The sequence below is a fragment of the Endozoicomonas sp. ISHI1 genome (genome assembly GCF_024606225.1).
Lineage (GTDB): Bacteria > Pseudomonadota > Gammaproteobacteria > Pseudomonadales > Endozoicomonadaceae > Endozoicomonas_A.
Window position 1 is genome coordinate 70,948 of record NZ_JAGRPU010000028.1, and the last position, 10,889, is coordinate 81,836.

Annotated in this window: 12 protein-coding genes; 10 read left to right on the plus strand and 2 right to left on the minus strand. The window is 48.7% G+C overall.

Features of this window, described 5'->3' with window-relative positions:
- The first annotated feature begins 118 nt into the window (after positions 1-118).
- From KBW69_RS16985 to KBW69_RS17015, 7 genes are all read left to right on the plus strand, one after another.
- Complete coding sequence (locus KBW69_RS16985; RefSeq protein WP_257253240.1) at positions 119-724, plus strand: cytochrome c; 606 nt, start codon at positions 119-121, stop codon at positions 722-724.
- A gap of 304 nt (positions 725-1,028) precedes the next feature.
- A complete protein-coding gene (locus KBW69_RS16990) occupies positions 1,029-1,724 on the plus strand; it encodes a thiol:disulfide interchange protein DsbA/DsbL (protein ID WP_257281626.1) in 696 nt (231 codons plus the stop codon).
- Positions 1,725-1,789: 65 nt separating this feature from the next.
- Entirely contained in the window at positions 1,790-2,662 is an 873-nt protein-coding gene (locus tag KBW69_RS16995; protein ID WP_257275869.1) for an endonuclease/exonuclease/phosphatase family protein, read from the plus strand.
- On the plus strand, positions 2,659-3,222 hold the full coding sequence (locus tag KBW69_RS17000) for an adenylyltransferase/cytidyltransferase family protein (RefSeq protein ID WP_257281627.1): 564 nt from the start codon (positions 2,659-2,661) through the stop codon (positions 3,220-3,222). Before KBW69_RS16995 ends, KBW69_RS17000 begins: the two co-directional genes overlap by 4 nt.
- 8 nt (positions 3,223-3,230) lie before the next feature.
- On the plus strand, positions 3,231-3,845 hold the full coding sequence (locus tag KBW69_RS17005; protein ID WP_257252903.1) for an NUDIX domain-containing protein: 615 nt from the start codon (positions 3,231-3,233) through the stop codon (positions 3,843-3,845).
- Positions 3,835-4,416 (plus strand): hypothetical protein, encoded by a 582-nt coding sequence (locus tag KBW69_RS17010; RefSeq protein ID WP_257275351.1) that lies wholly within the window; start codon positions 3,835-3,837, stop codon positions 4,414-4,416. Before KBW69_RS17005 ends, KBW69_RS17010 begins: the two co-directional genes overlap by 11 nt.
- A 10-nt stretch (positions 4,417-4,426) precedes the next feature.
- Positions 4,427-4,768: a hypothetical protein gene (locus KBW69_RS17015; protein WP_257252901.1), complete on the plus strand. Its 342-nt coding sequence runs from the start codon at positions 4,427-4,429 to the stop codon at positions 4,766-4,768.
- 5 nt (positions 4,769-4,773) lie between these two features.
- Here the strand turns inward: KBW69_RS17015 and def are convergent, their stop codons facing one another.
- The gene (def, locus tag KBW69_RS17020) at positions 4,774-5,382 is read right to left on the minus strand and encodes a peptide deformylase (RefSeq protein ID WP_257281628.1); all 609 of its coding nucleotides are present in this window, start codon (positions 5,380-5,382) and stop codon (positions 4,774-4,776) included.
- A gap of 160 nt (positions 5,383-5,542) precedes the next feature.
- Here def and KBW69_RS17025 point away from each other — a divergent pair, with 160 nt between their 5' ends.
- The 3 genes from KBW69_RS17025 (at position 5,543) to KBW69_RS17035 (ending at position 9,256) form a co-directional block, all read left to right on the plus strand.
- Positions 5,543-7,132 (plus strand): FGGY-family carbohydrate kinase, encoded by a 1,590-nt coding sequence (locus tag KBW69_RS17025; RefSeq protein WP_257281629.1) that lies wholly within the window; start codon positions 5,543-5,545, stop codon positions 7,130-7,132.
- Between the two features lie 58 nt (positions 7,133-7,190).
- Positions 7,191-8,840, plus strand: a complete 1,650-nt coding sequence (locus KBW69_RS17030) for a hypothetical protein (RefSeq protein WP_257254127.1) — start codon at positions 7,191-7,193, stop codon at positions 8,838-8,840.
- Positions 8,841-8,989: 149 nt separating this feature from the next.
- Positions 8,990-9,256: a Lar family restriction alleviation protein gene (locus KBW69_RS17035; protein ID WP_257281630.1), complete on the plus strand. Its 267-nt coding sequence runs from the start codon at positions 8,990-8,992 to the stop codon at positions 9,254-9,256.
- Between the two features lie 153 nt (positions 9,257-9,409).
- Here the strand turns inward: KBW69_RS17035 and znuA are convergent, their stop codons facing one another.
- Positions 9,410-10,345, minus strand: coding sequence for a zinc ABC transporter substrate-binding protein ZnuA (znuA, locus tag KBW69_RS17040; protein ID WP_257254129.1), 936 nt, complete (start codon positions 10,343-10,345; stop codon positions 9,410-9,412).
- Between the last annotated feature and the right edge of the window lie 544 nt (positions 10,346-10,889).

Consider the following 10,889-nt stretch of genomic DNA (forward strand, 5'->3'; position numbering starts at 1 on the left):
GAGGATGTTTGTAAAGACAGAGAGGTCTCCGCCTTTACAAACAGATGCTGAACAGCTGACTGGAAAGGTTGGAATAATAACAGTCACTCATGGCAAGTGCCGTAGCTGGGTCAGGTTAATGAAAAAAGTTATTTTCGCTCTGGTAGTGTCCTTGGGGGTATCAGGTGTGGCATTTGCGAAAGGGGATGCAAATGCTGGAAAAGCCAAAGTGGCAAACTGTACCGCCTGCCATGGAGCAACAGGTGTAAGCCTGGCTCCCAATTTCCCCAATCTGGCAGGGCAAGGCGAACGCTATCTGGTTAAACAGATTTCAGACATTAAGGCCGGTAACCGCAGTGTTCCGGAAATGATGCCTTTCGTAGGGCAGCTGACAGAACAGGATATCGAAGATATCGCTGCTTTCTATGCCAGTCAGCCTGCGCCTGAGGGGGTAGCCGATCCTGAAATGGTGGGGCTGGGCGAACAGCTATACCGCTTTGGTGATCAGAAGAAAGGCATTCCTGCTTGCGCTGCCTGTCACTCTCCAACCGGTCAGGGTAACCCTTTGGCAGGCTTCCCGAAAATCAGTGGTCAGCACGCTCAGTACACGGCTAAGCAGTTGCGTGATTTCCGCGAGGGCGTTCGTATGAATGATGGCGACACCAAAGTGATGAGAAGCATCGCTGAAAAGCTGAGCAATAAGGAAGTGGACGCTCTGTCCAGTTATATCAGTGGTCTGCGATAACAGATAACACTATCGGCTGTTTAAGAAGAGCTGATAGTGCAGTGGTTTAGCCATAAGCGCAAAAAGCGGTTTGCAATGATGAGTTGCAAACCGTTTTTTATGACTGGAAGGAAGAGGGACATATTTTCTTCGTCTGAGCTTTTTACCATGAAAAAAGCCAATCAATGGTACTCCTGTGCAAGCCTGCCCTGCGTATAACCGATTTACGAACCAACGAACGTATCAAATTCAGGCAGACGGGCCCCCGGACTTCTGTTAACTTGTCATCAGATAGATCATTATAAAAGGCTTGGAGTGTATTTAGATGCCAAAACAACTGAAATTTTTATGGTTGGCTCTGGTTTTGCCATTAATGGCGCAGGCTGCTGTAGAGGACAAATACAAGGAAGGTCAGGATTACCAGGTTCTGTCTAACCCGGTTCAGACTTCAGTGAAGAAAAGCCAGATCGAAGTGGCAGAAGTCTTCTGGTATGGCTGCCCGCATTGTTACACTCTGGAACCCATTGTTGCGCGTTGGAAGCCTTCTCTGGAAAAGGACACTCGTGTAGTTCGTACGCCTGGTTTCTTTGGTCCAAACATCTGGAAAGTCCATGCCCAGCTTTACTACACTCTGGAAACTATGATTCCTGAAGAGAAAAAACTGAACGAAATACACGAAAGTATTTTTGCTGAAATTCAGAATCGGAATAACCGTCTTGGCGACGTGAGAGCCATGGGGGACTTTCTTCAGAATCGCCACGGTATTGATCCCAAGCAATTTGCCAGCTTCTATAACTCCTTCGGAGTTCTGAACCTGATGAATCAGGGTGGTTCAAAAATCAAAGGTTATCAGTTAAACGGTGTTCCAGCTTTGGTAGTTGATGGCCGATATGTTATTGAACCCAGGGTGGGGTTGGAAAACATGCCTGTTATTGCTGATTTCCTGATCAAGAAAGTGCGTGATGAGCGTGCAGCCAAGGCAGAGCCTGAGGCTAAGCAAGCGTCACAGGCAAAAAGCTGAACATTATGACCCCTTCAACAAGATAGATGCTGGACTGAACAGCATCCGGAATTCAGGTTTCACTGATGCCGATTAGAGCTTTGAAGGGGGCCTTGTCTTCTCGTTTGAAGAGGGACAGAGCTCCGGGATCCGTTCACCGCAGTGAGCTGGTTTACAACCCCCGATCACAAAAGCCCGGGCACATTCGTCTGCTGAGCTTTAATATTCAGGTAGGCATCAATACTCAGCAATATGGTCATTATCTGACTCGCGGCTGGCAACACCTTTTACCTCATTCCAGGCGGGCAAGAACACTGGATCAGATTGCTGCTGCCCTCCCCGATTTTGATCTGGTCGCTCTTCAGGAAGCCGACGGTGGAAGCCTCAGAAGCGGTTTTATCAATCAAACCGAATACCTTGCCCTTAAATGCCAGTTTCCATATTGGTATCACCAGTTGAATCGAAATCTCGGCAAGCTGGCGCAGCACAGCAATGGATTCCTGAGTCGCTTCAAGCCCACTATTCTTGAAGATCACAAACTGCCCGGATTGATTCCGGGACGGGGAGCAATCGTTGCCCGGTTTGGAGATACCCGGAACCCTTTAGTCGTGGTGATGATGCATCTGGCTCTCAGCCAGAGGGCCAGAAATGGCCAACTTTCCTATATCAGAGACTTGGTCAGAACTTACAATCATGTGGTTCTGATGGGCGATATGAATACCCACGCTGAACAACTGCTCAATAACTCACCACTGAAAGACACTGACTTGCAGGCTGTTCATTCAGAACTAAATACTTTTCCCAGCTGGCGCCCCAGTCGCTCACTGGACCATATTCTGGTCAGCCCTTCCTTGATAGTCCATCAGTTCGGTGTCCTTAATCTGCCTATTTCAGATCATTTGCCCATCGCAGTGGAAGTGGAAGTACCAAAGAGTGTGATTTTGGAAACAACACTATGACCGCCAGGAAAATAGGCATATTGGGTTCTGCGTTTAACCCGCCAACATTGGGGCATCTGGATGTATTGGAACAGGCCCGGCAGCAGTTTGACCTGATATTGCTGGTGCCCAGCGCTGCCCATGCTTTTTCCAAGTCGATGCTACCGTTTCATCACCGGATGGCCATGTGCCAGCGGCTGATGAACTCAGTACAACTGCCCCAATGTCAGATAGAAGTTTCTGGGATTGAGCAGGAAATGCTGGCAGATAATCCCGAAAAGCCAGTCTATACCTTTGATTTGCTGGAACGTTTAGAGCAGAAGTACCCCGGGGATCAGCTCGGGTTTATCAGAGGACCCGATAATGCGGATCCCCGGAACTGGAAGCGCTTCTATCGATCTAAGGACATTGAACAGCGCTGGCAGGTCTTTACTGCCCGTGAACGTCAGAATATTCGCAGTACCCGGGTAAGGGAGTTATTGGTTTCGGGGAGTTCAGACGATAACAACCAAAAAGCCCTGGCTGCTTTGCTGCTGCCTTCGGTTCATGATTACATTCTTCAGCATCATTTATATCAATAAGGTGTGCTATGAAATTATCTGGTTTTGGAGTCGAAGACACTCATATTGAAAGCGAAGAACGAGTCTGGTCTGGATTTCTGAAGCTATGCCGATATAAAGTCAGACATGCCCTTTTCCGGGGAGGGTGGAGTAAAGCACTGGATCGGGAAGCGGTTTTGCGAGTGCCCTCTGTAGGTGTACTTCTTTATGACCCGGTTCTGGAAAAAGTGGTGCTGGTCGAGCAGTTTCGCATAGGCCCTCTGATGAGCGATGACGACCCCTGGTTGCTCGAAGTGGTTGCGGGCATATCTGAGCCGGGTGAATCCCTGGAATCGGTTGCTATTCGTGAAGTAAAAGAAGAAGCTGATTGTGAAGTGAAGCATCTTTTACCGGTTTCCAATTTTTACGTCAGCCCCGGTGCAACCAATGAACGTATGATGCTTTATTGCGGCATTGTCGATGCCTCATCGGCTGGCGGGGTTTACGGACTGGCGGAAGAAGGTGAAGATATCAGAGTGCATGTGTTAACAGCAGAACAAGCCTGGCAGATGGTTGTAGATGGTCGTATTTCCAACGCTCCGGCTGTCATTGCGCTGCAATGGTTAAGGTTGAACCATGGAGAACTTAAAGATTATGTTCAATGAAACCAGGCCCGGATTTTTAATACTGATGCTAACAGCAATGCTGGTTCTGACAGGGTGTCAGTCTGGCGGTTTTAATATCTCGGGTGGCCTGGGTGGTACAGCGGCTACTTCAGGTCTTTATCGGGAAGGGTTGCCAGGTACCGCTGACTGGGCCGTCCTTCCCTTTGTTAATCACAGTAAAGCGACCAGTATTACCACTCAGGTAGAAAGAATACTGATGGTTAATTTGCCTTCGCGGGGCATTGAGGAGGCCCGTTTGTACCCTGAGTCGGAAGTGACGACAGCCTCAAAATCTCTGCAAGCAGCTCATCGTTACCAGAATGGCATGCAGTGGGCCAAGCAGAATGACATCAGCTTCGCGCTCGCCGGTGAGATTTTCGAGTGGTATTACGATGACAGTGGCAGGCCCCATGTTTCCATGGGGTTGACGGTTATTGATATCCGCAGTGGTGAAGTGATCTGGGATGTAAACGGTGCCAGTGAAGGCCTGCAGGGCGATGATCTGTTTGATATCAGCCGGGGGCTGATTTCTGATTTGCTACAGTCATTACCTATCAACCGGCGGATTTAGGAGCGGCAGGATGCTATACGCACTCAAAGATGAAAAAGGTGAAATTCAGGCAGTTGCAGACAAGCAACTTACAGAAGACTGGGAGCTCGTCAATCTGGAAGACGAAGCCGTACATACCTTCCTGCAACAAAACCCAACCCTTGGTGGCAAGGTTATGCAGGCGGCGGATGCCGATTTTATTCGCGTGCTTGAAGACCTGATCGACCTGCTCATTGATAAGCAGATCATTCAGTTTACCGAGTTGCCAGATCCAGTACAGAATAAACTGCTGAACCGTCGCCGATATCGTGAGGAGTTACGTGTTCAGGATGACACGACTCATCTGATTGATGGCGGTGATGAGATTTTCTAGTTTCATTACCGCGTATCGGAAATCTGGCCACGTATCGTTTTGCGAGCACTTCCGGTTGGCCAATCTTTTGCCCATTCTTCCTGATGCTCAATCGATTGGTTGGGAATAATCAGACTTTTATCTTCCACCCTCATAGGGAACAGTTTTCCATCGAGGTGATCCAGTTCATGCTGCATGACCCGGGCTGTAAAACCTGACAGGTCTCTTTGCTGGCGCTCTCCCTGTTCGTTATAGCCAACCACTGTGATGCTCTCAGGACGCTCAATCCATGCCCTCATGCCCGGAACCGAAAGGCAGCCTTCCCAGGTCCAGCAAGTGTTGCTGCTGAAGTTGATGATTTGTGGATTGATCCAGAATGCAAAAGGGATGTCTGGAGCCTGAGGATATCTGGATCGGTTGATTTCTGAAATACCGAGACTGAAAACACGGGCGGGCCAACCTATTTGGGGAGCCGCAAGCCCTACTCCCAGGGTACACAATTGCTTTTGCTTGAGGATCTCAAGGTTGTGCTGGAAGTCATCTGAAGTTATTTCTCCGACAGCGACCTGAGGTTGTTCCTGAAACAACAGAGGGTGGCCCATGAGTAATACCTCAGGCTCTTGATTCAGTCTCATAACAAATAGATTCCAGAATAAAATACGCTCTTTGGTTTATAGCCTAATATTGTTGCAGCAAGATAGCCTGAGGAGTAGTGCTTCTATGACAAGAATCTGTTTACGCTACAAATATTCAATCTCCCTGAATTCATGTAATGGCGTACCCTGACGACGATTTATGCAACATTTGTACATTGGTGTGGATGTGGGTTCGGGCAGTGTGCGGGCGGGATTGTTCAACGCGAAGGGAGAGAAAATCGCCCTGGCTGCCAGCCCAATCAAGCAGTTTCGTCCTGCTACGGACTTTGTTGAACAATCGTCGTCTGATATCTGGAAGCAGGTATGTAACGTTGTAAAAGATGTAGTGACTGATTCAGCAATCAAGCCGGAGCAGGTAAAGGGAATCGGATTTGACGCAACTTGCTCTCTGGTTGCTGTGGACGCGGATGATTGCCCTGTAACCGTCTCGCCGACGGAACTGGATGATCAGAATATCATCATGTGGATGGATCACCGGGCGTTGGCAGAGACTGCCGAAATGAATGCCACACGAAGTGAGGTCCTGAAGTTTGTGGGTGGTGAAGTCAGTCCTGAAATGGAACTGCCTAAACTGAAATGGTTGAAACGCCACCTACCAAAGCACTATGAACGCACTGCGCGTTTTTTCGACCTGTCGGATTATCTGGTTTATCGCTCCACTGGCAGGGATGTTCGGAGCACTTGTACCAAAGTTTGCAAATGGACTTATCTTGCCCACGACAAACGTTGGGATACCTCTTTGTTCCGGCAGCTGGATTTGGAAGACCTGATTGTTGGTGAAAAAATCGGTCAGGCCATCGTTGACCCGGGCACGCCTGCCGGACAGTTGACGGATGCCGCAGCAATAGCGTTGGGGCTGACCACCAGTACTATTGTTTCTGTGGGCATGATCGATGCCCATGCAGGAGGCGTTGGCATTATTGGCGACCAGCCGGAATCAACCCTCGCCATTATTGGTGGAACCTCTTCCTGTCATATGGCCGTCAGCACAACACCGGTTTTTGTTGATGGTGTCTGGGGGCCATACTGGGGTGCTATGGTTCCGGGCATGTGGCTGAGTGAAGGAGGACAGTCATCTGTCGGCTCTCTGATCGACCACGTTATTCGCGACCATGTTTTTTATCCGGAACTCATGAAACTGGCCGGACGGCAGGAGCGCAGTGAGTATGAAATTCTGAATGAAGAGGTTGCCCGGCTTGAGACTGAAAACCCCTATTTTACTGCTCACTTTCATTTGCTGGGCTATCATCATGGCAATCGTTCACCCCGGGCTAACCCTTATTTAAAGGGCATGGTTTCAGGCTTATCACTGAATGAGAGCCTGACCGAGCTGGCCAAAATTTATATGGCTGCTATTCAGTCAGTGTCCTATGGTACACGTCACATCATCGAAACGATGAACCTCGCTGGTCATCAAATAAATCGCATTCATATGTGCGGCGGAGGTACGAAAAATCCTCTGTGGCTTCGTGAACACGCTAATGCAACAGGTTGTGAAATCGTCCTCAGTAAAGAGGACGAAGCAGTCGTCCTTGGCTCTGCCATGCTGGCGGCAACGGCCTGTGGTGATTATGACGAGTTAAAGGACGCCATGTCTGCTATGTCATCCACAGGCAACGTCATCAAACCTCAAACATCAACCCGGGCTTTTCATGATGCCAAGTACAAGGTCTTTCACGAAATGCACGAAGACCAGATGAAGTACAAAGCCATGATGTGTGGATTTTAGTCAGATGAACACAAAATAACCTGAGCTTTTGGAACTCATAGCCTGATGGAGGCATATTGTGACTGCTATAACTCTGACCCTGCCCGAGAAAAAAGAACCTGGTTCTCTGGAAAATAAAGAAGTCTTCGTTATTGCCAATGGCGACTTGCGGGATACTGCTAACCGGACATGCTGGGGAGTTCAGCAATCTTTTGAGAAAAAACTGGAAGCCGTCTTAAAAGAGAAGTTTGATTTCAGAGTCCGACGTGCTCATCCCGTAAAGGACGCGCAGGGACATGGTTTTATCAGCAACCAGCGTGAAGGCTCTGATGTACTGGCCTCTCTTGACCCTGAGGCTCCGATTATTATGCTGATGACCGCATGGCAATATTCTCACCATGTGGCACCATCTCTGGTGCATCATGAAGGCCCCATCCTGCTGCTGGCTAACTTCGATGGAACATGGCCCGGTCTGGTGGGGGCTCTGTGCATGGCTGGCACCCTGACCAGCCTGGGTAGAGATTACAGCCGCCTCTGGTCCGAAAACTTTGACGATGATTTCTTCTACATGAGCCTGCAATCGTGGCTGGAAAGCGGACAGATTGAACACGATACCTCTTATTTGAAAGAAATCACCAAAGAACACCCAATGACTAACACAGAGGCAGGTAAAATAGGTCAGCGGGTAGGGGAATTCATTCTCAAAAACAAGGAGATTATGGGGCTATACGACATGTTCTGCATGGGCATGATGAACGGCATATTTCCTCAGGAATCCCTGGTCAGGATTGGTATGCCCATTGAGGCATTATCCCAGTCCGCCCTTTTACATGACATGAACCTTGTTTCCGAAGAGCAGCGCGAAGAATGTTTGCAGTGGTATATCGATCGCGGCATGGACTTCAGATTTGGTACCGATGCAGCCACAGAACTGACTCGTGAGCAGGTAAAAGAGCAGTGCGCCATGATGATCGCCATGGCTCGCGCCACCAAACGCTTTGGCCTGACAAGCGTGGGTGTTCAGTATCAACAAGGCCTGAAAGACAGTTGTGCTGCCTCGGACTTTGCGGAAGGTGCCATCGGCTCAACCGCCCGCTTCCCTATAAAAGACGAAAATGGCGAAGTGATTTCCGAAGGCAAGCCCATTCCATGCATTAACGAAGTTGACATGGGGACCGCCATACCACAAACCATGATGTTCCGTCTGCTCGACAGTCTGGGTCTGCCATCGGAGACAACCCTGCACGATATTCGCTGGGGCAGTGAGTTTGAAGGCACGTTCTACTGGGATTTCGAAATTTCCGGTTCTATACCTTTTGAACACATCAATGGTGGTATTGCTGGTGCTGTCGGTCACCGTCAGCCTGCCATGTATTTCCCGTTAGGCGGTTCTACTGTGAGCGGCCAGAGTAAAGCAGGCAGGTTTATATGGGCTCGTGCACATTATGAAGGTACGGAAGTTCATATGCATATCGGCACCGGCACTGCCTTCGAACTGCCTCAGGAAGAGTTCCAGCGGCGTCTTCATGCAACCTGTAAAGAGTGGCCTTTGATGAACTGTGTACTGGACGGTGTAGGCCGCGATGACCTGATGGCGGGTCACCAGAGCAATCACATCTCTATTGCCTATGTACCGCAAGAAAACCTGAAAGAAGTGGTTCAGGCATTTGCCACACAGGCCCTGACACAAAACATACGTGTTCATTTAGCTGGCGATATTGCCGTCTAAAACCTTCACGGACATTGCCACGTCTCTCATTTCTAATGCAGTGCTCCTTAATGAGATAGCCCTTGAATAACAGCTCTATCTGTGGATAACCTGTTAAAAGTATTGGAAAAAGCTGTCATTCATGTGTGCATAAACAGGAAGGAGACGTTATGAAGCTGGAAAAGTGTCCCTGTTGTCTGGGTGAAGCCGAATTGGCAAGGATGATGGTTGGGGACACTGAAATGTGGCAGGTGACCTGTTCAAGCTGCGGGTTATCCACAGAACTTGATGATGATCAGACTTTTTCGGCAGAACGATGGAATCTGCGTCTGGAACGCTCAAAGCTCAAAATGTGGGTAACCCTGCTGGCTTCCCTTCTGCCCTTTCTGGTTGTGACCGCGTTTCTTGGCGGTAGTTTTATGGGGCTCAGGCTTTAGCTAAATCGCCGTAAACCCTCGTCCAATCGTCGGGGCAAGGGTCTGGCTTCCATGCCCTGTGGAACAAAACATGGGAACCAAGACAATATCTCAAGTTATAGAGATTGATGCATGCATTTCCATCCTTATAGAGTGTCATGCACTAAGCGATGGTTACTGCTTCAGGCAGCTGATAATGTTATCCGTCAAACTGCCCATGAACTCTATATAACCATCAGGGCCTACAGCTGCATCTGTTGCCAGAGGGTCGAGCACAGCAACATGGGCATCAGTACCATCAATGATCCGGTCAATATAAGCAGGCTGGAACTGTGGTTCACGGAAAACGCAGCTATTGCCGGCTTTTTTCAGCTTTTCTTGCAATTGAGTAAGATGTTTCGCACCCGGCTGCTGTTCCGGGTTAGCAGTGAAATGATCGACAATATTCAACTCGTAATGCCTTTGCAGGTAACCATAAGCATCATGGAAAACGAACATGGGTTGATTGTGGTAGACAGCAAGTTTGCTGATGTTGTGCTTGTCAGCTGCCTGAACCGCTTTTTTGAATACATGGTAATTATCCGTGTATTGTTTTTTATGCTCAGGATCCAGCTCGCTCAGCTTCTCTGATATGGTTTCGGCTATGGCTATGGCGTTATTCGGGCTCAGCCAGATGTGAACGTCGTATTCGCCATGATGATGATGGTCGCTTTCTTCGGCATGATGATGATGGATCTCTTCTTCTCCTTCATTCATCTTCAGAAGCTCCAGATTGCTTTCCTGCATCAAGGGCACGGAGGCCGCTTTTGTTGAACCTGACAGGGTTTTATCCAGAAAGACTTCCATATCGGGTCCGACCCAGAACATAACATCGGCTTCATAAAGCTTTCTGGCGTCTGAAGGCTTCAGGCTATGACTATGGGGAGAGGCTCCCGGAGGAAGCAGCACTTCAGCCGAAGTGACACCTTCGGTGATAGCAGCAGCAATCAGCTGAACGGGCTTAATGGAGGTTAGCACTTTGGGGGGTTCTTGACTCTGGGTCGGCAGTGATAGAGAGAGTAAAAGGCCTGACAGCCAGAATAGTATCTTTGGTTTTCTCGAAAAAATCATAAAGGGCAACTGTGTCAGTCTGTAAGTGAAACGTTATATTATAACTATTGCTAAGAGTGAATGCCCATGTTTTTGCAACGAATTGGTTTGCAGCTCTGATAAAAATCGTGATCGTCCTCTAAATACCCGGCTTCTTCGTTGAAACTATAATGACAACTGAGTGCTATTACCGGACTCTGGACCCATAGAGGGAAATAAAAGAAATGGACGGAAATGATAAAATAAACGGAGCCACTACCCATTCCAGTTATTATCGAGACTTCTGGAACGGGCTGACAAAAATGGCAGGGCGATACAAGCGGTACTTGGTTAAGCCTGCCGCACCGGATGAGGTCGCTGGTGTTCAATCGTCTTATCCTGTGACTGTTCGTGCTGATAAAAGATCCCAGAGGCAGGTGTGTCCTGAACCCAATGATACCGCTACTAAAAATCTAACATAATCTGTAATTATGTAGACTTATCTACGCCGTCACCGTGGATGCACGACGAATCGTGTCTAACTCCACTCTTGCGTAGGGTTTAACGTCGAGCTGTAACGTGTCTC